Annotated in this window: 22 protein-coding genes; 11 read left to right on the top strand and 11 right to left on the bottom strand. The window is 58.3% G+C overall.

Going from position 1 to position 19,693, the window contains the following annotated elements:
* Positions 1-33 precede the first annotated feature (33 nt).
* Complete coding sequence (locus ACRRSD_RS05165) at positions 34-1,380, bottom strand: MFS transporter (protein ID WP_435037368.1); 1,347 nt, start codon at positions 1,378-1,380, stop codon at positions 34-36.
* A 346-nt stretch (positions 1,381-1,726) separates the two neighbouring features.
* Between ACRRSD_RS05165 and ACRRSD_RS05160 the strand changes: the two genes are divergently transcribed.
* Both ACRRSD_RS05160 and ACRRSD_RS05155 read left to right on the top strand, forming a co-directional pair.
* Positions 1,727-2,440, top strand: coding sequence for a FadR/GntR family transcriptional regulator (locus ACRRSD_RS05160; protein ID WP_435037366.1), 714 nt, complete (start codon positions 1,727-1,729; stop codon positions 2,438-2,440).
* A gap of 92 nt (positions 2,441-2,532) precedes the next feature.
* Positions 2,533-2,766, top strand: coding sequence for a hypothetical protein (locus ACRRSD_RS05155; RefSeq protein ID WP_435037365.1), 234 nt, complete (start codon positions 2,533-2,535; stop codon positions 2,764-2,766).
* 162 nt (positions 2,767-2,928) lie between these two features.
* Here ACRRSD_RS05155 and ACRRSD_RS05150 read toward each other — a convergent pair whose 3' ends face one another.
* A complete protein-coding gene (locus tag ACRRSD_RS05150; RefSeq protein ID WP_435037364.1) occupies positions 2,929-3,825 on the bottom strand; it encodes a DMT family transporter in 897 nt (298 codons plus the stop codon).
* Between the two features lie 101 nt (positions 3,826-3,926).
* Between ACRRSD_RS05150 and ACRRSD_RS05145 the strand changes: the two genes are divergently transcribed.
* Positions 3,927-4,793 carry a LysR family transcriptional regulator gene (locus ACRRSD_RS05145; protein ID WP_435037362.1) on the top strand — a complete coding sequence of 289 codons (867 nt, stop codon included), beginning with the start codon at positions 3,927-3,929 and terminating at the stop codon, positions 4,791-4,793.
* A gap of 83 nt (positions 4,794-4,876) precedes the next feature.
* On the opposite strand, the gene ACRRSD_RS05140 is transcribed toward ACRRSD_RS05145, so the two are convergent.
* Together ACRRSD_RS05140 and yegQ are read right to left on the bottom strand one after the other, a co-directional pair.
* Positions 4,877-6,018, bottom strand: a protein-coding gene (locus ACRRSD_RS05140) for an IS3 family transposase (RefSeq protein WP_435037361.1) whose coding sequence is annotated in 2 segments (ribosomal slippage) — positions 4,877-5,757 and positions 5,757-6,018 — 1,143 coding nt in all. Because the reading frame shifts where the segments join, the coding sequence is not laid out codon by codon here.
* 352 nt (positions 6,019-6,370) lie between these two features.
* A complete protein-coding gene (gene yegQ, locus ACRRSD_RS05135) occupies positions 6,371-7,702 on the bottom strand; it encodes a tRNA 5-hydroxyuridine modification protein YegQ (RefSeq protein WP_435037360.1) in 1,332 nt (443 codons plus the stop codon).
* A gap of 200 nt (positions 7,703-7,902) precedes the next feature.
* On the opposite strand from yegQ, the gene ACRRSD_RS05130 reads away from it, so the two are divergent.
* The gene (locus ACRRSD_RS05130; RefSeq protein ID WP_435037359.1) at positions 7,903-8,964 is read left to right on the top strand and encodes an AI-2E family transporter; all 1,062 of its coding nucleotides are present in this window, start codon (positions 7,903-7,905) and stop codon (positions 8,962-8,964) included.
* Here ACRRSD_RS05130 and ACRRSD_RS05125 read toward each other — a convergent pair.
* The 3 genes from ACRRSD_RS05125 to ACRRSD_RS05115 all read right to left on the bottom strand — a co-directional run bounded on the left by ACRRSD_RS05125 (position 8,961) and on the right by ACRRSD_RS05115 (position 10,030).
* Positions 8,961-9,143, bottom strand: coding sequence for a hypothetical protein (locus tag ACRRSD_RS05125; protein ID WP_007917359.1), 183 nt, complete (start codon positions 9,141-9,143; stop codon positions 8,961-8,963). The genes ACRRSD_RS05130 and ACRRSD_RS05125 overlap by 4 nt on opposite strands.
* 102 nt (positions 9,144-9,245) lie before the next feature.
* Positions 9,246-9,440 carry a hypothetical protein gene (locus tag ACRRSD_RS05120; RefSeq protein WP_016984641.1) on the bottom strand — a complete coding sequence of 65 codons (195 nt, stop codon included), beginning with the start codon at positions 9,438-9,440 and terminating at the stop codon, positions 9,246-9,248.
* Positions 9,441-9,670: 230 nt separating this feature from the next.
* Entirely contained in the window at positions 9,671-10,030 is a 360-nt protein-coding gene (locus ACRRSD_RS05115) for a hypothetical protein (protein ID WP_007917357.1), read from the bottom strand.
* Between the two features lie 256 nt (positions 10,031-10,286).
* Here ACRRSD_RS05115 and ACRRSD_RS05110 point away from each other — a divergent pair, with 256 nt between their 5' ends.
* On the top strand, positions 10,287-11,105 hold the full coding sequence (locus ACRRSD_RS05110; protein WP_435037357.1) for a shikimate 5-dehydrogenase: 819 nt from the start codon (positions 10,287-10,289) through the stop codon (positions 11,103-11,105).
* Between the two features lie 188 nt (positions 11,106-11,293).
* Entirely contained in the window at positions 11,294-11,812 is a 519-nt protein-coding gene (locus ACRRSD_RS05105; RefSeq protein ID WP_368968038.1) for a cupin domain-containing protein, read from the top strand.
* Positions 11,813-11,947: 135 nt separating this feature from the next.
* Here ACRRSD_RS05105 and ACRRSD_RS05100 read toward each other — a convergent pair whose 3' ends face one another.
* Positions 11,948-12,595, bottom strand: a complete 648-nt coding sequence (locus ACRRSD_RS05100) for a YceH family protein (protein WP_435037356.1) — start codon at positions 12,593-12,595, stop codon at positions 11,948-11,950.
* A 125-nt stretch (positions 12,596-12,720) separates the two neighbouring features.
* On the opposite strand from ACRRSD_RS05100, the gene ACRRSD_RS05095 reads away from it, so the two are divergent.
* Positions 12,721-13,230: a DUF1993 domain-containing protein gene (locus ACRRSD_RS05095; protein ID WP_435037355.1), complete on the top strand. Its 510-nt coding sequence runs from the start codon at positions 12,721-12,723 to the stop codon at positions 13,228-13,230.
* Positions 13,231-13,567: 337 nt separating this feature from the next.
* On the opposite strand, the gene sstT is transcribed toward ACRRSD_RS05095, so the two are convergent.
* Complete coding sequence (gene sstT, locus ACRRSD_RS05090) at positions 13,568-14,800, bottom strand: serine/threonine transporter SstT (protein WP_435037354.1); 1,233 nt, start codon at positions 14,798-14,800, stop codon at positions 13,568-13,570.
* Between the two features lie 336 nt (positions 14,801-15,136).
* Here sstT and ACRRSD_RS05085 point away from each other — a divergent pair, with 336 nt between their 5' ends.
* On the top strand, positions 15,137-16,300 hold the full coding sequence (locus ACRRSD_RS05085) for an MFS transporter (RefSeq protein WP_435037352.1): 1,164 nt from the start codon (positions 15,137-15,139) through the stop codon (positions 16,298-16,300).
* Here ACRRSD_RS05085 and nhaR read toward each other — a convergent pair.
* On the bottom strand, positions 16,295-17,194 hold the full coding sequence (gene nhaR, locus ACRRSD_RS05080) for a transcriptional activator NhaR (RefSeq protein ID WP_435037351.1): 900 nt from the start codon (positions 17,192-17,194) through the stop codon (positions 16,295-16,297). The two genes, ACRRSD_RS05085 and nhaR, sit on opposite strands and share 6 nt — an antisense overlap.
* Positions 17,195-17,327: 133 nt before the next feature.
* Here nhaR and ACRRSD_RS05075 point away from each other — a divergent pair, with 133 nt between their 5' ends.
* Positions 17,328-17,570: a hypothetical protein gene (locus tag ACRRSD_RS05075; protein WP_122597351.1), complete on the top strand. Its 243-nt coding sequence runs from the start codon at positions 17,328-17,330 to the stop codon at positions 17,568-17,570.
* Positions 17,571-17,599: 29 nt separating this feature from the next.
* A complete protein-coding gene (locus ACRRSD_RS05070; protein ID WP_007917342.1) occupies positions 17,600-18,349 on the top strand; it encodes a TerC family protein in 750 nt (249 codons plus the stop codon).
* A gap of 263 nt (positions 18,350-18,612) precedes the next feature.
* Here the strand turns inward: ACRRSD_RS05070 and ACRRSD_RS05065 are convergent, their stop codons facing one another.
* Positions 18,613-18,783 carry a hypothetical protein gene (locus tag ACRRSD_RS05065; RefSeq protein WP_435037350.1) on the bottom strand — a complete coding sequence of 57 codons (171 nt, stop codon included), beginning with the start codon at positions 18,781-18,783 and terminating at the stop codon, positions 18,613-18,615.
* Positions 18,784-19,017: 234 nt separating this feature from the next.
* Here ACRRSD_RS05065 and ACRRSD_RS05060 point away from each other — a divergent pair, with 234 nt between their 5' ends.
* Complete coding sequence (locus ACRRSD_RS05060; protein WP_435037349.1) at positions 19,018-19,689, top strand: peptidase C39 family protein; 672 nt, start codon at positions 19,018-19,020, stop codon at positions 19,687-19,689.
* The last annotated feature ends 4 nt before the right edge of the window (positions 19,690-19,693 follow it).

Here is a 19,693-nt window from a genome sequence, read left to right as displayed (position 1 = left end):
CTTATCCTTAATACGCAATCTTAAAAATGGACGTCAGGCGTGTTTCGGCGCGGTCTCGACCACGGCGATGTCGGCAGCAGGTTTCGGCGTGGTGCGTGCAAAGAAGACAATGATCGCGGCGATGATCGAGGTCGCCGCCAGGCCATAGAGGCCGCCCTGAATCGAGCCGGTGTGTTCTTCGAGCAGGCCGAACGTGGTCGGCGCCACAAAGCCGCCAAGGTTGCCCACCGAGTTGATCAACGCGATCACCGCCGCAGCGATGCGGGCATCCAGATACGCCTGCGGAATCGGCCAGAACAGCGACGATGCGGATTTGAAGCCCAGCGCGGCAAAACAGATCGCGACGAAAGCGAAGATCGGCCCGCCGGTGGTGGACATGAACATCCCCGCAGCGGCGATCAACAGGGCGGTGGCGACCCACGCCTGCTGGTGTTTCCACTTGGCCGAGAACGAAGCGAAGGCGTACATGCCGATGATCGACAGCAACCACGGAATCGAGTTGAACAGGCCGACCTGGAAGTCGCCCATCTCGCCCATTTTCTTGATGATGCTCGGCAGCCAGAAGGTTGCCGCGTAGATGGTCAACTGAATGAAGAAGTAGATCAGGCAGAACAGGATGATCTGACGGTCCTTGAGCAGTTTGCCCATCGATGGCCGGATCGGCGTCGCGGCTTCGCGGGCCTTCTGTTCAGCGTCGATGGCGTTGACCAATGCGTCCTGTTCGGCGCGGCTCAGCCATTTCGCGTCGTGGGGTTTGGCGTCGAGCCAGAACCAGACGAAGACGCACAGGCACACGGAGAACATTCCTTCAATGAAGTACATCCATTGCCAGCCGTGCATGCCCAGCCCGTTGATCTGCAGGAGCAGACCGGACAATGGGCCGGAGATCAGCGAGGCCACGGCAGAGCCGCTGAGGAAGATCGCAATCGCCTTGCCGCGTTCGGCGCCGGGCAGCCAACGGGTGAAGTAATAGATCACCCCGGGAAAGAAGCCGGCCTCGGCCACGCCGAGCAAAAAGCGCAACACGTAGAAGTGGGTTTCGTTCTGGATGAACGCCATGCCGGCGGCGACCAGTCCCCAGGTGAACATGATGCGGGTCAGCCAGATGCGTGCGCCGACTTTCTGCAGCAGCATGTTCGACGGGACTTCGAACAGCGCGTATCCGATGAAGAACAGCCCGGCGCCGAAGCCATAAGCGGCGGCACCGATGCCGAGGTCGTGTTCCATGTGGGTGCGGACGAAACCGATGTTCACCCGGTCAATGTAATTGACGATGAACATGATCACGAAGAGCGGCAGGACGTGGCGTTTCACTTTCGAGATGGCGGACGCGAGTGTCGAATCGACGCCCTCGTTCATCCCGGAGACGGAGGTTTTCACTTGGTTTTCTCCCACTGATTATTTTTATGCGGGGTAGGGCAGGTGCTGCGTTGTTGCTAGACATCATACAACTGAGAATTTTTGTCCTACAAGTGGGGGGGAGTGATTAATTTTCTCTGAAAGGTCGTTTTTTTATGCTTTTTCGTATTTTTATCCAGTATTTTCTAGAGGTTGTGGCGGGCGGTGGGTGATTTGTTTTTACGGTATACCGGTTCAAATTGGCAGAAAGGCATGAAGCTATCGTGCTCTGATTTAAGTGTTGTCATACAAGTTGTGACGCTAGAATCAATCTCGTCAGTGCTCGCACAGTGCTACGATCCGCAAGCCCCGATCACCGGAACCGACCATGCAAGAAGACCTCGACGCTCCCGCTCGCAAACGTGCGCACAACCTCGCCCATGATCTGGTGGAGAAGCTCACCCAGAGCATCCTGCTCGGTCAGTTGTCCCCTGGCGACAAACTGCCGTCGGAGAATTCCATCGTTCAGGAACACGGCGTCAGCCGCACCGTGGTGCGCGAGGCGATTTCCAAGTTGCAGGCTTCGGGACTGGTGGAGACCCGCCATGGCATCGGCACGTTCGTCATCGAGCGCGCGCCGGAGCAGGGCTTGCGCCTGAATGTCGATACCGCGCTCGGTGTGCGCAGCATTCTTGAACTGCGCCTGGGCCTGGAAACCCAGGCAGCGGCACTGGCGGCGCAGCGGCGGAGCGAGCAGCAATTGCTGCAAATGCGTCAGGCGCTGGATGACTACCAGCGGTTACTGGACAACAACGACAGTTGCGTCGAGGCCGATCGGCGCTTTCATCTGCTGATCGCCGAAGCCACCGGCAACATCTGCTTCAGCGAAATCATGCAGCACTTGGGCAGTGCGATGATTCCGCGTAACCGGCTCAATGCAGCTGAACGCGGTGCGGCGGATTTGAGCAAGCTCGGGCAACTGGCTCATCTGGAGCACGAGGCGATCTTGAACGCGATCAAACGTCAGGATGCGGATGCCGCACGAGCGGCCATGTGGCTGCACCTGACCAACAGCCGCGACCGATTTTCCGCGCAGGGTTGAACACCGTTGGTCTGTTCGATAGCACGCCGTACACAGGCCTGATTCCAAGTGGTACGGCCCGGGTATTCCGGACCTCCTTGGTGAGGTGTGTCATGGCTAATGATTTGCTGTTTCAGGGTGGTGTGCTGCCAACCGATCCAACCCGGCCGATGCCTGGTTCCGATGAACCGACCTTGGCCGATCACGATGCACCGCCGGGGATGAATCCGGGGCGTGATCCGTTAAGCGATGCTGATCGGCCGGAGGACTGGCAGGATCCGCCGGCGGAAGATGAGGACGTGCCGCCGGCGGATGAGCCGACGCCGTTGTCGGATGATCGGCGCTGATCGGTGGCTTTGATTAATGTGTTGTCTGTGCTGGCCCCTTCGCGAGCAGGTCGAGTCGTCGCACCGTCGCTCCCACATTGAAACGCTTTTCCCTGTGGGAGCGACGGTGCGACGACTCGACCTGCTCGCGAAGACGGCATACGCTTCAAAACAGATTTCAGATCAGATCCCGGCTGTCCTGACTAAACCAACCCGCCGCTCCAGATTCAACGCCAACACACTGATCAACACCACCACCGACCCCACCAGCACCAGCAACGTCGGTCGCTCACCCAACCCGACCGACGCAATCCCCATCGCCGTCGGCGGAATCAAATACAACGTCATCGTCGCCCGACTCAGATCCACATGCTTGAGCACAAAGCCCCACGTCAGATAGGCCAGCGCACTGGGAAAAACGCCCAACGCCAACACCGCCGACTGCACCCGCAACGGCGCATTCAGCACGGCTTGACCCAGCCCCGGTAGATAGATCAGCAGCATCAACGTCCCCGACCACACCGCGTAGCACGCCAGATTGAAACCGTCGTAACGCCGTGCATGATGCTTCTGCAGAGCGAAATAAACGCTCCATGAAATTGCCGCCAACAGGATCAGCAGCGCATGCGCATCAATGTCGCCCAAACCTTTGTCACCGCTGACCACGATCACCACACCGACAAACCCGAGCAACACACAACCCCAGCGCCAGGCGCTGACCTGATCTTTGAACACGAAGCGCGCCAGCAACGTGCTGAACAGCGGACTCGATTGCGCCAACACACTGGAAGCGCCGGCACTGACGCTTTGCTGGCCGATGTTCAGCGCAACGTGATGCAGGCTGACGGCGAAGAAGCCCAGGGCGAATAACAGCGGTACATCCCGCCAATGCGGCAGGCGAATGCCTTTGAAAACGGCGATCACGGCCATGAACAACGATGCCAGGAGAAACCGCAGCAACGCCAGATGCCCGGGTTCGTAGGCTTGCAATCCGATGTGAATGCCGGTCGGCGAATACGCCCAGCAAGCAACGACGAAGGCCATCGCCAAGAGGATTTTCAGTGGGGAAGGGGGCGGCATGATCAAGCGCTCGGTGGTGTTGATGCGCCGAGTATCCGGGTCGCCAATCATTCGCCACAACTGACTTATACTGCGCAGAATGTTCACTCAGAGTGATGGGTATGGAGCTGGCACAAATCCGTATGTTCAAGACCGTGGCCGAGGTTGGCAGCATCGCGCGAGCGGCGCAAAAGCTGTTCTGCGTGCCGTCGAACATCACCGCGCGGATCAAGGCGCTCGAGGCGGAACTGGGTGTCGCGCTGTTCCTGCGTGAGGGGCGCGGGTTGCGCATCAGTCCGGCGGGCCAGACGTTTCTCGCCTATGCGGAAAAGATTCTGGCGCTGACCGCTGAAGCGAAGCGTGCGGTTGATCCTTCGGCCGAGCCGTCCGGGCCGTTGCGCATCGGTGCAATCGAGTCCTCGGCGACCGGGCGCTTGCCGCGCTTGCTGGCGAAGTTTCACCAGCGCTATCCGCAAGTGGCGCTGGAACTCACCACGGGCACTTGGGCGCAATTGCTCGACGATACCGTTGGTCATCGCCTCGATGGCGCGATTGTCGCGGTGGACGTCGAACGTTCGCAGCTCAGGCGCACGCCGATGTATCGCGAGGAATTGCTGTTGATTGCGTCGACCTCGTTCGGGCCAGTGCGCGGCATCGAAGATCTGCAGGACAAAACCGTGTTCATGTGGCCGCAGGGTTGTCCGTATCGGGCGGCGCTGGAGCATTGGTTGTTGCGTCAGGGGCTGTCGCTGCCGATTGTAAGCCTGGCCAGTTATGGCGCGATTGTCGGTTGTGTGAGCGCCGGGGCGGGAGTGGCGCTGGTGCCCAAGGGCGTGTTTGAGCAGTACGCGAAAGGGGCCGGGTGTGTGGGTTATGAGTTTGCTGAATTGACCGCCGTCGACAATTTGTTTTACTGGCATGAAAACGCCGGGGTGCATCCGGCGCGGGAGGCGTTTGTGGCGATGTTGCGGGAGGAGTTTGTTGCGTAGGAAAAGCTACCCTCATCGGAACGCCGCCCGCCCATGATCTGGTCAAACGATACTGGACAAAGTTATAGGGTTTAGGTCATTTCTCATGCTGCCAAGGCTTCCATTGCTACCGGAGTCCGATATCCGTTGTAACTGTGCAGCCTGATCCGATTGTAATAATGGGTCAGGTAGCGCAACACATCGGTACTGGCCTCATCTTCGTTTCGGTAGCCAGCCTTGGGTATCCATTCAGATTTCAAACTGCCAAAGAAACGCTCCATCGGGGCGTTATCCCAGCAGTTTCCTCGTCGACTCATGCTTTGTTTTATGCGCATGTCCGCCAGCGTTTCACGAAACATTTTACTGCTGTAATGACAGCCCTGATCCGAATGGAACATTAGGTTTTCAGGGCGTCCTCGCGACTCGAAAGCCATCTTTAACGCTCGACAGGTCAGAGCTGAATCCGGACTTCTGGACATCGCCCAGCCGACGATGCGGCGGGCATGCAGATCAAGTACAGCAGCCAGATAAACCCAGTAAGTACCGGCCCAAATGTAAGTCACGTCGCCACACCACACTCGATTGGGGGCCTCGACATTGAATTTACGCTCCAGATGATTGGGGGCGTATTGAGCCTCCGCGCCGCTAGGTTTGTAACGATGCCTGCGCCGTTGCTGGCTCTTCAAACCGAGCTCGCGCATCAGGCTACGAGCCATGTAACGACCTACCGACTCTTTTTCGTTACACAGCGCTTTTGACAGGCTGCGCGCGCCCATTGAGCCGCGACTTTGCTCATGTAATTCAGCAGCCTTGATCTTTAGGCGATCGCGCTCGACATCCACTTTCGCCCGCTGTTTCAGACGCTCGTAATAACTGCTGCGGCTGATTCCAAATACGACGCACAACTCGGATCTTGGATATTGCTCGCTTAACTCCTCGACCAGCCTTACCGATCGAGGGAATCCGACATCAAGAGAGCTGTAGCCTTTTTTAAAATTTCCTTTTCGCGCTCAATCCGTCGGATTGTTGCTTCCAGCTCCTGAATGCGTTGTTGGTCAATGGTCATGGCCTTGGACTTCTCAGGCGTCTTGCCGCTGCGCTCCGCACGCAGTTGCTCAACCCAGCGGCGCAGAGCTGTAGGGCCCACGCCCATTGCTTCACAGGCTTCGCTCACCGAATAGTCTTTATCCAAAACCAGGCAAGCTGCGTCCCGTTTGAAATCTGTCGAAAAATAGCGTCTGGTCAAATCACACCTCGTCGTTGGGCGTAGATTACCGCCCTTTAGGGGTGTCCAGAATCATTAAGCCAGATCACCAGCCCTCTCCCGGAGGGAGAGGGGGCCGACCGAGGTGTCTCGGGTTATACGCCGACCTGAACAATCGAGTCGATTATGGATTCAGCCAAGCTGAACGACCGAGTCGATTATGGATTCAGCCAAGCTGAACGACCGAGTCGATTATGGATTCAGCCAAGTCCAATGTGCTTGATCGGAAGAGTCGATTATGGATTCGGCGCAGTACGTTCAGGTCGGTGGATCTCTCCAATATCCCCCAATCAGTCCCCTCTCCCTCTGGGAGAGGGCTAGGGTGAGGGGCTTTTCAGACACCACCGATATCCCGCATCAACAACCCAAACGGCAAACCCACCCCCTCCGGAATCGGCACATAAACCGTATGCCCATCCCCCGGCGCTACCTCGATGGCCTCACCCTTAACACTCTGCAGCTCACGCAGATCAAAATGAAAATTGCCCTTCGGCGTCATCAATTCCAGATGATCGCCAAGACCAAAACGGTTCTTCACTTTGACCTCGGCCAGCCCCTCACGCCGCTCTCCAGTCAACTCGCCAACAAACTGCTGACGCTCCGACACCGAGCTGCCGTGCTGATAATTCTGATACTCGTCATGCACATGCCGACGCAGAAAACCCTCGGTGTAGCCGCGCTGGGCCAGTGACTCCAGGTCCGTCATCAGGCTGCGATCGAACTCACGCCCGGCCACCGCATCATCAATTGCCCGGCGATACACCTGGGTGGTGCGCGCGCAATAGAAGTGCGATTTGGTCCGGCCCTCGATCTTCAACGAATGCACGCCCATGCGCGTCAGGCGCTCGACGTGCTGCACCGCGCGCAGGTCCTTGGCGTTCATGATGTAGGTGCCGTGTTCGTCCTCGAACGCCGGCATCAATTCATCGGGGCGATTGGCCTCCTGTAGCAGGAACACCTGATCGGTAGGTGCGCCGAGGCCCAGGGTCGGCTCGGGCTGGAAAGTCTGGACGATCTCGCCAAGCTGGTTCTCCGTGGCTTGCTGCGCCGAGTATTTCCAGCGACAGGCGTTGGTGCAGGTGCCCTGATTGGCGTCGCGCTTGTTCATGTAGCCCGACAGCAGGCAGCGCCCGGAATAGGCCATGCACAAGGCGCCGTGGACGAACACTTCCAGTTCCATGCCCGGCACCTGTTCGCGGATTTCGCCGATTTCTTCCAGCGACAACTCCCGCGACAGGATGATCCGGCTCACACCCTGCTGCTGCCAGAACTCGACACTCGCCCAGTTCACCGTGTTGGCCTGCACCGAGAGATGGATCGGCATGTGCGGGAAATGCCGGCGCACGAGCATGATCAGGCCCGGGTCGGACATGATCAGCGCGTCCGGCGCCATCTCGATGACCGGCGCCAGATCCTTGAGGAAGGTCTTCAGCTTGGCGTTGTGCGGGGCGATGTTGACCACCACGTAGAAGCGTTTGCCCTGCGCCTGCGCTTCGCGGATACCCAGCGCCAGGTTGGCGTGATCGAACTCGTTGTTGCGTACCCGCAGGCTGTATCGCGGCTGACCGGCATAGACCGCATCGGCGCCATAGGCGAATGCGTAGCGCATGTTTTTCAGGGTGCCGGCGGGGGCGAGCAGTTCGGGAGCGGCGAGGGTCGGGGTCATGGCAGTGTCGGTCGCAAAAGCGCGGCAGGGTAAAGCAGATCCGGACGGGATTTATTGATCTGGATCTATGCCCAGTTGCCGGTTTGATAACCGGCTCGCGCGATCCGCAACTATGCTCCATGAATAAAGATGGCACTCGTGCACGCCACGGCTGACTAAGGAGCGGGGCGTGCATGACGCCTGACTGACATGGACCGGACATGAACGAAAAGAGTCTGCAATTCAAATCCCTGACCGTGCTGCTGGTGCTGGTCACGGTGGCCTTTATCTGGATCCTGTTGCCGTTCTACGGTGCAGTGTTCTGGGCGGTGATCCTCGGCATCCTGTTTGCGCCGATGCAACGCAAGTTGCAGGCGAAATTCGGCTGGCAACGCAACCTGACCTCGCTGTGCACATTGAGCATCTGTCTGGTCATCGCGATTTTGCCGGTGATCATCATCAGCGTGTTGCTGGTACAGGAGGGGGCGACGGTTTACAAGAATATCGAAAGCGGTGAGCTGGACATTGCCGCGTATATGGCGCAGTTCAAGCACAGCTTGCCGCCATACTTTCAGCACTTGCTCGACCGTTTCGGCATGGGCGAACTCAATGGCCTGCGCGAGAAAATCGTCAAATCGGCGATGCAGGGCAGTCAGGTCCTGGCCACTCAAGCGTTCAGTTTTGGTCAGGGTACGTTCGAGTTCGTGGTGAGTTTTTTCATCATGCTGTATCTGCTGTTTTTCTTTCTGCGTGACGGCGCCGAACTGGCGCGCAAGGTGCGGACCGCCGTGCCACTGGAGGAAGGCCACAAGCGGCGCTTGCAGTTGAAGTTCAACCGCGTGGTTCGGGCGACGGTGAAGGGCAATCTCGTAGTCGCGGTGACTCAAGGCGCGTTGGGCGGAGCGATTTTCTGGTTTCTCGACATACCCAGCGCATTGCTGTGGGCGGTCTTGATGGGATTTTTATCATTGCTGCCAGCAGTGGGCGCGGGGATTGTCTGGGCGCCGGTGGCGGTGTATTTCCTGCTCAGCGGGATGATCTGGCAGGGCGTGGTGCTGGGCTTGTTCGGGGTGTTCGTGATCGGTCTGGTGGACAACGTGCTGCGACCGATTCTGGTGGGCAAGGATACCAAAATGCCCGATTACCTGATTCTGATCTCGACCCTTGGCGGTCTGGCAGTGTTCGGCCTCAACGGCTTTGTGATCGGCCCGCTGATCGCGGCATTGTTCATGTCGAGCTGGGCGCTGTTCGCCGAGACCAAGCCCAAGGTGCAACTGCCTTAAGCGTGGAACGGCTCGCTGACGATCTTCTGCGACAGTGCCTGCGCAGCGGGCAGCGAAGTCAGCGGGCCGCTGATCGCTTCGCCGTCGCGCATCAGATACCAGCAGGCGAGCAGGCCCGAGGCCCTGAGCGAGGCGGGAACGGCGCTGCCGATAACGGACATGATTTGAACCTGAGCCATGACGAGTACCTCCATCTATCAATGGAGCTACCTTAGAGATTCGCCGGTTCTACGGACAATCAACGCTTTCGATAGTGGTCATTGACGCCGTTGAGGGCTGGCTCAGTCGACCACTTGATCGAGCATGTGCATGACTTCGCGCTCATTGAGCAAACCCTTGTGCACCAGGTTTTCTGCCAGCAGCGAGAGAAATTTCGCGCAGCGATGGCCTTCCAGGTGCTTGAGTTCGGTCAGCGCGCTGTACACCTTGCTGGAGGTGCACAGGCCGACGATGCGGTGCGGGTTTTGTGTTGGCATACAGTCGTCCTTGTTGTTATCAACCTGTTGTTTACGGACGGATTCAGATTGCAGCTCCGTCATGACAAAAAAGTGACCGTTTTGTGCAAATGTACATAACGGTCAATCAATCATGCCGACTTTAGCCGGTGAAACTGTCCTCACAGCGACCTTGGCGAGATTTTTTCAGACGCTCGCCGACCAACGGTCATAAAAAAGCCCCGCTATAAAAGCGGGGCCTTGTGTTTCGGTTACCAGCGCGGACCGCCGTAGTAGCCATGTGGCCGACCGTAATAACCGCGAGGCGGACCGTAGTAGACGGGGGCCTGTTGAATGTACACCGGTTGCTGCACATACACCGGTGCCGGCTGGTAGTAGACCGGTGGTGGCGGCTGCTGCACGTAGACCGGTTGCGGCTGAACATAAACCGGCTGTTGTTGCACATACACCGGCCGATCCTGGTTGATCAGTGCCGAGCCGATGATGGCCGAGCCGACGATCGCGCCAAACACCGCAGGGCCTTGCCAGCCGTGGCCACCACCGGCTTCTGCCTGACCTGTGACAGCGAGTGCGCCAATCAACAAGGCCAGAATGGGGAGTTTACGAATCATGATAAGTCCTCGGTTCTTCGACCCGGCGGCAGGGCCTGCACCAGGCCCACAGTTGTCGCGGGGATACTTCTAAGACAGCGAAATTCTGAAAATCAGCACAGCCGTTGGGTAAATTTTGTGTAAGGTCTGTACCGGCTTCTTTACCGGGCCAGGCAAGGGCCAAAAGACACCTTTAAAACAGGCCTCAATGATCGTTCAGAACCCGATAGGCTGGCTAATCCCGTCTATCCGAAAGTGCGTTTGAAGGAGAAGTTTCATGCAGATGAACCCGAACAAAGACACCCAACTGTGCATGTCCCTGTCAGGGCGCCCAGGCAATTTCGGTCTGCGTTTTCATAACCATTTGTATGAACAACTGGGCCTGAATTTCTACTACAAAGCATTCAGCAGTAAAGACCTGACCGGCGCGGTCGGCGGTATTCGCGCCTTGGGCATCCGTGGTTGCGGCGTGTCGATGCCGTTCAAGGAAGCGTGCATCGCGCTGGTCGACGAGCTGGATGCGTCCGCGGCGGCGATCCAGTCGATCAACACCATCGTCAACACCGCCGGCCATCTCAAGGCTTACAACACCGATTACATCGCTGTCGCGCAGTTGCTGGAAACCCACGCGGTGCCCAAGGACTCGACCTTCGCCCTGCGAGGCAGCGGCGGCATGGCCAAAGCGGTGGCCAGTGCCCTGCGTGATGGTGGTTACAAAAACGGTTTGATCGTCGCCCGCAACGAGCGCGCCGGGCGTGCACTGGCGGATTCGCTGGGCTATCGCTGGCAGGCTGAATTGGGCGATGAGCGGCCGCAGATGCTGATCAATGTGACGCCGGTGGGTATGGATAGCGGGCCGGAGGCGGGGCAGTTGGCGTTCGAGCCTCAAGTTATTGCTGCGGCTGAGACGGTATTTGATGTGGTCGCGATTCCGTCGGAGACGCCGCTGATCGTGTGCGCACGGGCCGAAGGCAAAAAGGTGATTACCGGGCTTGAGGTGATTGCGATTCAGGCGCTGGAGCAGTTTGTCCTGTACACCGGCGTGCGCCCGACTGAAGAGCAATTTGCGGCGGCGGTGGCGTTTGCCCGGAGCTGATTCTTTGGTTTTGTGTTGATCTGGCGGGCCTCTTCGCGAGCAAGCTCGCTCCCACATTAGAATGCGTTCCCCTGTGGGAGCGAGCTTGCTCGCGAAGGCCGCGACTCGGTTTCAAACTTCGATTGCCTATACTGCCTCCCCAGCAAGCACAGACTTGCCCACCACAAAAACCGTGACCGAGGCCCCCCATGCACCCACCCATCCTCAACCTGCATCAGGTCGAACTCGAACCCCTGCCCGAAGCCCTGGCTCCGGAAGGCGAAACCGCCGGACGCTATCAGCAGCGCATGGCGCGGATTGGCCAGCAACTGGGTTCGCAGAAACTCGGTTATCGCCTGTACGCGTTGCCACCGGGCATGCGCGGCAGTCCGTTTCACAGTCATCGGGTCAATGAAGAGATGTTTTATGTGGTAGCCGGGGAGGGTGAGGTGCGCCTCGGTGCCGAGCGTTTTCCGATTCGCGAAGGTGACGTGATCGCCTGCCCGCCGGGCGGACCGGAGAAGGCGCATCAGATCATCAATACCAGCTCGGGCGAATTGCGATATCTGGCCGTAAGTACTCAACAGCAGCCGGAAATTTGTGAGTACCCGGATTCGAACAAATACGCGGTGATGGATAATTTTCAGGTGGATGCTGAGGGCAATGCCTCAGGCTTCGTTGCAGTGGCGCGGCAGGCAGATGGTGTTGACTACTGGGATGGTGAATAACCCCAGATTCTGAAACCTGATGAATAACCCCTGTGGGAGCGAGCTTGCTCGCGAATAGGCCGTGTCAGTTACATCATCGTTGAATGACACACCGCATTCGCGAGCGAGCTCGCTCCCACAATGTATTTGTGGTGGTTATTCGAGGCGGGCCAGGCGTTCTTCCAACGCCGCAATCCGCGCCTCCAGCTCTTCGATGCGCTCAACCGAAACGCCATTGCTGGCACCGCGCTCCTGCGGATTCTGCCGCGCCGCCATAACTGCCTCGATATCCGCCGGATCACCCAGCGCATGGGTATAACGATCTTCACGCTGCCCGGCCTGGCGCGGAATCAACACCGCCAACCCCCGCGCAATCAAGCGCTCAAGCTGATGCACCACTTGCTCGGCATCTTCGAAATCATGCATGCGTCCGCTGCGGGTCAGCAGTTCATTGACGGTTTGCGGGCCGCGCAGAAACATCAATCCACTGAGAATCACCTGCGCCGGCACCAGCTCCAGCGCCTTGTCGACCTTGTGCTCCCAGCGGTCAGCACGACTGCCCATCACCAGTTTGGCGAAACCGCGACCTTCCAGCGCACGCAAACTCTGCCCGACCTGACCCTGGGTCAGGTTCATCACCGGTTCGCGGCTGGTTTTCTGATTGCAGGCCAACACCAGCGCATTGAGGGTCAGCGGATAGGTTTCCGGGCTGGTCGCCTGTTTCTCGATCAGCGAACCGAGAATGCGGATGTCCGTGGCGTTGAGCCGTGGCTCGTCGAAGGTGGTTTCTGTCTCTGTGGTCATCGCGCGTTCCCTCTGCAGTCGAAGGCGCCTAGCCTAATCCTTGCCAAACAAAAGGCAAGCCGTGTGGTCATCAAGCATGGCTATAATCGCCTCCTTGTTCCACCCAGCCACTACACGAGACTGCCATGACCATTTCCCTGTACGCCGCATCCGTCCCGGTTTTTCAACAAATGCTCAACGCTTTGAGTGATGTGCTGAAAAAGGCTGAAGCCCACGCCACCGAGAAAAACATCGACCCGAACGCTTTCCTGCAGGCCCGTCTGTACCCGGACATGTTCCCGCTGACCCGTCAGGTGCAGATCGCCGTCGACTTCGCCAAAGGTGTTTCGGCGCGTCTGGCTGAAGTTGAACTGCCGAAATACGACGACACAGAAACCACGTTCTCCGAGCTGCAAGCGCTGATCGCCAAGGTTCTGGCCTTTATCGGCGAGATCAAGCCAGAGCAGATCGATGGCAAGGAAGGCATCGAAATCGTTACCCGTCCGGGCACGCCGAAAGAGAAGCGCTTCAGCGGTCAGTCGTACCTGCTGACTTACGGTCTGCCGCAGTTCTTCTTCCACGTCACCACGACTTATGCGCTGCTGCGTCATAACGGGGTTGAAGTGGGCAAGCGTGATTACATGGGCGCGTTCTAAACCGTCAGAAGCCCTTACCCTAGCCCTCTCCCAGAGGGAGAGGGGACTGGCCGCGTTGTTTGTTCGGGATACGCCGACGTGAAATATCAAGTCGAACTCAGGTTTTGAACAGCACACAAATCAGCTCCCTTTCCCCCTCGTCCCCCTTGGGGGGAGAGGGTTGGGGTGAGGGGGGAAAAGATCTCAGCCACAAAAAAGCCCGCCAGGTTCACACCTCGGCGGGCTTTTTGTATCCATTGTGGGAGCGAGCCTGCTCGCGAATGCAGTGTGTCAGGCGACATCGATGTCGACTGACCCACCCCTTCGCGAGCAGGCTCGCTCCCACAGGGTAAGGCGGTTACGCAGTACGTTGGGCTTTCGCTTCTTCACCCAAACACGCCGCAGCGGTAAACAACACGTCAGTCGACGAGTTCAGCGCCGTCTCCGCCGAATCCTGCAACACGCCAATAATGAAACCGACCGCCACCACCTGCATGGCAATCTCACTCGGAATGCCAAACAGGCTGCACGCCAACGGAATCAACAGCAATGAACCACCGGCCACACCCGAAGCGCCACACGCGCAAATGGCGGCGACAACGCTGAGCAGAATCGCCGTCGGAATATCCACGGCAATACCCAATGTATGCACGGCCGCCAGCGTCAACACAGTAATGGTGATCGCCGCGCCGGCCATATTGATGGTCGCGCCCAGCGGGATCGACACCGAATAGGTGTCTTCATGCAGGCCCAGACGCTTACTCAACTCCAGATTGACCGGAATGTTCGCCGCCGAACTGCGGGTGAAAAATGCAGTGATACCACTTTCACGCAGGCACTTGAGGGTCAGTGGATATGGGTTGCGACGCAGTTTCCAGAACACGATCAGCGGGTTCATCACCAGCGCGACGAACAGCATGCAGCCGAGCAGCACGGCCAGCAGGTGCGCGTAACCGATCAGCGCGCCGAAGCCGGACGTAGCCAGCGTCGAAGCCACCAGACCGAAAATACCCAACGGCGCGAAGCGAATCACCACACGCACGATCAAGGTCACGCCGTTGGACAGATCCCCCAGCACTTCGCGCGTGGTGTCACCGGCATGGCGAATCGCGACGCCCATGCCAATCGCCCAGGCCAGAATGCCAATGAAGTTGGCCTCGATCAGCGCCTTGACCGGATTGTCGACCACGCTCAGCAACAGACTTTGCAGCACTTCACCAATGCCGCCCGGTGCAGTGACCGCAACGTTCTCGGTGGACAGCACCAAGTGCGACGGGAACGCCATGCTGGCGATGACGGCCACCACTGCCGCGGCGAAGGTGCCCAGCAAATAGAGGAACAGAATCGGGCGGATGTGGGTTTCCTGGCCGTGCATGTGGTTGGCAATCGAGGCCATTACCAGCACGAACACCAGAATCGGCGCGACGGCTTTCAACGCCGACACGAACACTTTGCCAATGAACGCGGTGTCTTTTGCCACTTGCGGGGCGAACAACGCCAGAGCGATACCGGCAATCAGGCCGATCAGGATCTGGGCGACCAGGCTCAGGTTCTTCAAGCGCTGCAATAGAGAAGGGGATGAAGCGGTCATAGCGGCATCTCTGATTTTTTATAGGGTGCAAGGTTGCGTAAAGCGATGGCAGAACAGGGGCAGACCACCGCCACGAACCGAAAGTGTTGACGCGACATCAACGCCAATAAACCGGTCGTTGAACAGGCTGTACGTTTTTCAGGGCGCGGACTTTATCACAGCGTAGGCCTTATCCTTCAGGCATGTGACGATCTGCCACCGGATCAGGCAACAAAGTCGGCAGGTTTGTGCAAGTCAGCCCGGACACACTCTGTTAAGATTGCGCATCCTTATTTTCAAACTCTGCCAGCGGGCCTCCGGGTCAACGCTGGTGTCGTCGTTTTGCTGGAGTTGCGCATGCTGTTGCCCATTCTTCTGTTGTCCGCTGCCGGTTTCACGGTGCTGACCACGGAATTCGTCATCGTCGGCCTGTTGCCGGCGATTGCCCGAGACCTCGCCGTCACCATCCCGCAGGCCGGGTTGCTGGTGACTTTGTTCGCCTTCACGGTGGCGATGTTCGGGCCTTTCCTGACCGCGTATTTTGCCCGCTTCGAACGGCGCAAGCTGTTTATCAGCATCCTGATCATGTTTGGCCTGGCCAATACCGTGGCCGCGCTGGCGCCGAATATCTGGGTAATGGCGATTGCCCGATTGATTCCGGCGCTCGGTCTGCCGGTGTTTTGGGCCTTGGCCAGTGAGACGGCAGTGGACATCGTCGGCCCGGATTTCGCCGGTCGGGCGATTGCCAAGATCGGTTTCGGGATTGTTTGCGCCACGGTGTTCGGCATTCCGGTTGGCACTCTGATTTCCGACGCGTTCGGCTGGCGCAGTGCCTTTGGCATTCTGGCGGTGATCGCCTTTGCCAAGGCTTTGCTGCTGTTTGTCTACTTGCCGAAAACCAGTCTTCACCAGCATCAGGTCAGCTTCCGCTCGCAGTTCAAGATCCTGCGCAGCCCGTTGATGATCGGCCACATCGTGCTTTCGATTCTGGTGTTCAGCGGCATGTTTACCGCTTACACGTATCTGGCCGACATTCTTGAGCGCCTCGCCGGGTTCAACGGTACCGTGGTCGGTTGGTGCCTGATGGCCTTCGGTGCGGTCGGGCTGATTGGTAACTCGCTGGGTGGTCGCGCGGTAGATCGTCATCCGTTGGGGGCGTCGGTGTTGTTCTCCGCGTTCATGATTGCCGGCATGGTCTCGCTGGTGCCGAACATTCATTCGCCGCTGGGGCTGGCGGTGGCGATGGGGATCTGGGGCGTGACCCAGGCTGCGTTGTTCCTGGTCAGCCATGTGCGCCTGATGAAGGCCGCGCCAGAAGCGCCGGCTTTCGCCGCTTCGTTGAACATTGCTGGGGCCAATCTGGGGATCGGCCTGGGCGCTATTGTCGGTGGCCGGGTCATCGACAGCGCGGGTCTGGGTTTCCTCGGCTTTGCCGCCGCCGGGTTCATTTTGCTGTCGGTGTTCCTCGCCATGGTGCTGATGACGCTCAAACCGCGCGAAATCTGCGCCGAGGCCTCATAACGCGGTAAACAACTCGCGTCGGGCACCTTCGGTAATCGCAACGATGCCGGGGTGCTTGACCTTGCGCTCCACTGAAATGGCATAGAACGACTCGGTCACCGCGTCAGTCTGGCCAATCAGCTCGACGCCGTACTGGCGCTTCACTTCATCGGCAATCACGCTCGGGCCGATAAAAATCCCGCTGCCGGATTGGCCGAACGCCTGCATCAACGCACTGTCATCAAACTCGCCGACGATTTGCGGCTGGATCTGCTGCTCGGCAAACCAGCGCTGCAAGCGGCTGCGCACCACGGTTTCCGCGCCGGGAATCAACAGCGGTGCGCCATGCAGGCTTTGCGGAAAATCCTGACCATATCTGGCTGCGAGTTCAGGAGTGGCGAAGAAGCTGATCCCGCATTCGCCGAGTTTCTGGCTGTAGCCCTTGATGTCGAGGTGCGAGGGCATCGGGCTGTCGGAAATCACCAGATCCAGGCGCTGGATGGCCAGATCGGCCAGCAAGCGCTCGAGTTTGTCTTCGCGGCAGGTGATGCGCAGCGGCTCGTTCAGCTCCATGGTCGGCGCAATCAGGCGATAAACGATGGATTTTGGTACCACGTCGGCGACTCCTACGCGGAACAGGATCTGCTGTTCGTTGGGTTGTGCGCGCAGCATCAGTTCCAGTTCGCCGCCCAGTTGAAACATTTGCTCGGCGTAGGGCAGGGCTTGTCGCCCGGCTTCGGTCAATTCGAGTTGCCGGCCGACCCGTCTGAACAACTCGATGCCGTAAGTCTGTTCGAGCAGGGAAATCTGCCCGCTGATGGTTTGTGGGGTCAGGTTAAGCTGCTCGCAGGCGCGCACGATGCTGCCGGTCTTGGCTACGACCCAGAAGTAATGCAGTTGTCGGTAATTGAGCATGACGGTCTACACTTCGTGAAAACCGAAGTATAGCCGCTAAAAATACGAATTTTCCTGAAGTGTTCATCTCCCTAGAATGCCCAGCCATCGACGGCTGGTCTGTGAGCCTGTCTGTTCATTCGAAGGAAACCTTATGAAATACACAATCCCAGCATTGATGTTTACGTCTTTACTGCTTCTGGCCGGTTGCGATCAGGCCGAGAAAAGCGCCCAGCAATTGATGGGCAAGGCTGCCGAAAGCGCCAAGCAAGCGATCGACGATACGCATAAAGCCGCTGAACAAGCGCTGAGCGATGCCACCGGCGGCTTGATCGAGAAAAAAGAAACACCGGAAAAAGACGCGGAACAATCCGAATCTTCCTCCAAGACCATCTAATTCGTCTTACACAGAGTCAGGACTGACCCATGGAATATCTGTTACAGCTCGCCGCCAGCCCCACCGCCTGGGTTGCTTTGGCCACATTGGTGGTGATGGAAATCGTGCTCGGCATCGATAACCTGATCTTTATCTCGATCCTGACCAACAAATTGCCCAAGCAGTACCAGCAGAAGGCACGCCGCATCGGTATCGGCATGGCGTTGATCCTGCGTCTGGCGCTGTTGAGTACCATCGCCTTCATCGTGCAGCTGACCGCGCCGGTGATCGAGATCCTGGGTCAGGCTTTCTCCTGGAAAGACATGATCCTGATTGCCGGTGGTCTGTTCCTGGTCTGGAAGGCCACGACCGAGATCCATCACAGCATGGACCCGGCCCCGGAAGATCCGAAGTCGGCGACCTCCACGGTTACCTTGGGTTTTGCCGCCGCCATTGGTCAGATCCTGATGCTCGACATGGTGTTCTCGATCGACAGCATCATTACTGCGGTCGGCATGACTGAACACTTGCCGATCATGATCATCGCGGTGGTGGTGTCGGTACTGGTGATGTTGTTTGCTGCTGAGCCGCTGGCCAAGTTCATCAACGACAACCCGACGGTGGTGATGCTGGCTCTGGGCTTCCTGATCATGATCGGTATGACCCTGATCGCCGAAGGCTTCGGCGCCCATGTACCGAAAGGTTATGTGTATGCGGCGATGGCGTTCTCGGCAGCGATTGAAGTGCTGAACATGATGTCTCGTCGGGCGAGGCAGAAGAAGCTGGCTGAGCAGGCGTAACTGCTGAAAGTACAAAAAACCGCCTGAACTCTTAGAGAACAGGCGGTTTTTTTGAATCAAGATTTGCAGTGCGGGATAGAACCAGCCCCTCACCCCAGCCCTCTCCCAAGGGAGAGGGGGAAAGGGAGCCGATCTGCGTGGTTTTTAAACCTGAGTTCGGCTCGATATCTCAGGTCGATGTACTTCTCAATAGCGACTCGGTCAGTCCCCTCTCCCTCTGGGAGAGGGCTAGGGTGAGGGGCTTTTGCTTTTAAAGTTTGGCCTCAGTGCGCAGCTGCGTGACGCGGGCTGTGCTTCTCGGTCTTCTCAACCGCAGCAGGCTGAACCGGATAATGATGGTGGCGCCGCGAAATCCGCAGCACGCCCCACAACATGGCAGCGGCCACGGCCAGCCAGCCGGCAATCAACATCACAATGGTCATGGTCAGGCTCATCAGTGCCTCCTCTTTGCCCTGCATCGGGCGCACACTTTTTCAATTCGCTCTGTTTCAGTGACAGTCTAGACAATGGGGTGTTTCAGACTATTGACCAAAGGTCGATTGCGACCAATCAGTTTGCTCTATGCAATCGATGAGTCTGCCGTTTAAGGCTATACCGCAGCCGGGCACGGCCCTATGATCACAGGCGTTGCCGGAACACGATGACCGGCGTCTGAACAGTGAGTGATGATGGTGCAGGTATTTTCTCGAATTCGTGCGGCGTTGCTGGTGGCGGGTTGTGCGGCCGTGTTGGGCGGATGTGCAGGCAGTGTCGCGCCCGAGGTCAAGCGTCTGCCGGAGCGAGTCGAACTCAGCGGCACGTTCTATCGCGGCGAGGCCAATCAGAGCGGCCCGCAAGTGCTGGCCAGCCTGTTGTCGCAGCAGGGCATCGTGATCACCCCGGGCTTGCTGGAAAAACCCCTGCATCTGCCGGGTGCCGAAGACAAATTGCAGCAGAACCTGCAGAACCTGGCCCGTGAATACGGCATGGTGGTTTATCCGCTGGACAGCAACCTGCCCGCGCTGTTGACCCAGGTGGCGGCGGGTTATCCGGTGATGGTCCGGTTCAGCGAGGGTTCGGCATTTTGGGCCGAGCCGCGTTACGCCATCCTGTCCGGCTACGATCGCAACAAGCAGAAGGTCTTGCTGCGTGCCGGGATGAACCGTCGCGAACTGATGAGTTTCAGTGCCTTCGAGTCGGCACTGGAGAAATCCGGCGGCTGGGCCGTGCTGATTCAGAAGCCGTCGCAGATACCTGCTGCCGTCGACCGTCAGCGCTGGTTCAAAGCGGCCGATGAACTGGCACAGGCCGGTCAGGAAAACGAAGCGGCGCAGGCGAGGAAGGCGCTGGCAGTCCACTGAGTTT

The sequence above is a fragment of the Pseudomonas neuropathica genome, from assembly GCF_051174785.1.
GTDB lineage: Bacteria > Pseudomonadota > Gammaproteobacteria > Pseudomonadales > Pseudomonadaceae > Aquipseudomonas > Aquipseudomonas neuropathica_A.
Note: the sequence above shows the minus strand (reverse complement) of the source record. Positions and strands in the feature narration are given on the sequence as shown.

Excerpts from the sequence above, each read along its gene's own strand:
- ACRRSD_RS05160 (WP_435037366.1), top strand. The coding sequence starts at position 1,727 with ATGCAAGAAGACCTCGACGCTCCCGCTCGCAAACGTGCGCACAACCTC.
- ACRRSD_RS05155 (WP_435037365.1), top strand. The coding sequence starts at position 2,533 with ATGGCTAATGATTTGCTGTTTCAGGGTGGTGTGCTGCCAACCGATCCA.
- ACRRSD_RS05150 (WP_435037364.1), bottom strand. The coding sequence starts at position 3,825 with ATGCCGCCCCCTTCCCCACTGAAAATCCTCTTGGCGATGGCCTTCGTC.
- ACRRSD_RS05145 (WP_435037362.1), top strand. The coding sequence starts at position 3,927 with ATGGAGCTGGCACAAATCCGTATGTTCAAGACCGTGGCCGAGGTTGGC.
- yegQ (WP_435037360.1), bottom strand. The coding sequence starts at position 7,702 with ATGACCCCGACCCTCGCCGCTCCCGAACTGCTCGCCCCCGCCGGCACC.
- ACRRSD_RS05130 (WP_435037359.1), top strand. The coding sequence starts at position 7,903 with ATGAACGAAAAGAGTCTGCAATTCAAATCCCTGACCGTGCTGCTGGTG.
- ACRRSD_RS05125 (WP_007917359.1), bottom strand. The coding sequence starts at position 9,143 with ATGGCTCAGGTTCAAATCATGTCCGTTATCGGCAGCGCCGTTCCCGCC.
- ACRRSD_RS05120 (WP_016984641.1), bottom strand. The coding sequence starts at position 9,440 with ATGCCAACACAAAACCCGCACCGCATCGTCGGCCTGTGCACCTCCAGC.
- ACRRSD_RS05115 (WP_007917357.1), bottom strand. The coding sequence starts at position 10,030 with ATGATTCGTAAACTCCCCATTCTGGCCTTGTTGATTGGCGCACTCGCT.
- ACRRSD_RS05110 (WP_435037357.1), top strand. The coding sequence starts at position 10,287 with ATGCAGATGAACCCGAACAAAGACACCCAACTGTGCATGTCCCTGTCA.
- ACRRSD_RS05105 (WP_368968038.1), top strand. The coding sequence starts at position 11,294 with ATGCACCCACCCATCCTCAACCTGCATCAGGTCGAACTCGAACCCCTG.
- ACRRSD_RS05100 (WP_435037356.1), bottom strand. The coding sequence starts at position 12,595 with ATGACCACAGAGACAGAAACCACCTTCGACGAGCCACGGCTCAACGCC.
- ACRRSD_RS05095 (WP_435037355.1), top strand. The coding sequence starts at position 12,721 with ATGACCATTTCCCTGTACGCCGCATCCGTCCCGGTTTTTCAACAAATG.
- sstT (WP_435037354.1), bottom strand. The coding sequence starts at position 14,800 with ATGACCGCTTCATCCCCTTCTCTATTGCAGCGCTTGAAGAACCTGAGC.
- ACRRSD_RS05085 (WP_435037352.1), top strand. The coding sequence starts at position 15,137 with ATGCTGTTGCCCATTCTTCTGTTGTCCGCTGCCGGTTTCACGGTGCTG.
- nhaR (WP_435037351.1), bottom strand. The coding sequence starts at position 17,194 with ATGCTCAATTACCGACAACTGCATTACTTCTGGGTCGTAGCCAAGACC.
- ACRRSD_RS05075 (WP_122597351.1), top strand. The coding sequence starts at position 17,328 with ATGAAATACACAATCCCAGCATTGATGTTTACGTCTTTACTGCTTCTG.
- ACRRSD_RS05070 (WP_007917342.1), top strand. The coding sequence starts at position 17,600 with ATGGAATATCTGTTACAGCTCGCCGCCAGCCCCACCGCCTGGGTTGCT.
- ACRRSD_RS05065 (WP_435037350.1), bottom strand. The coding sequence starts at position 18,783 with ATGAGCCTGACCATGACCATTGTGATGTTGATTGCCGGCTGGCTGGCC.
- ACRRSD_RS05060 (WP_435037349.1), top strand. The coding sequence starts at position 19,018 with ATGGTGCAGGTATTTTCTCGAATTCGTGCGGCGTTGCTGGTGGCGGGT.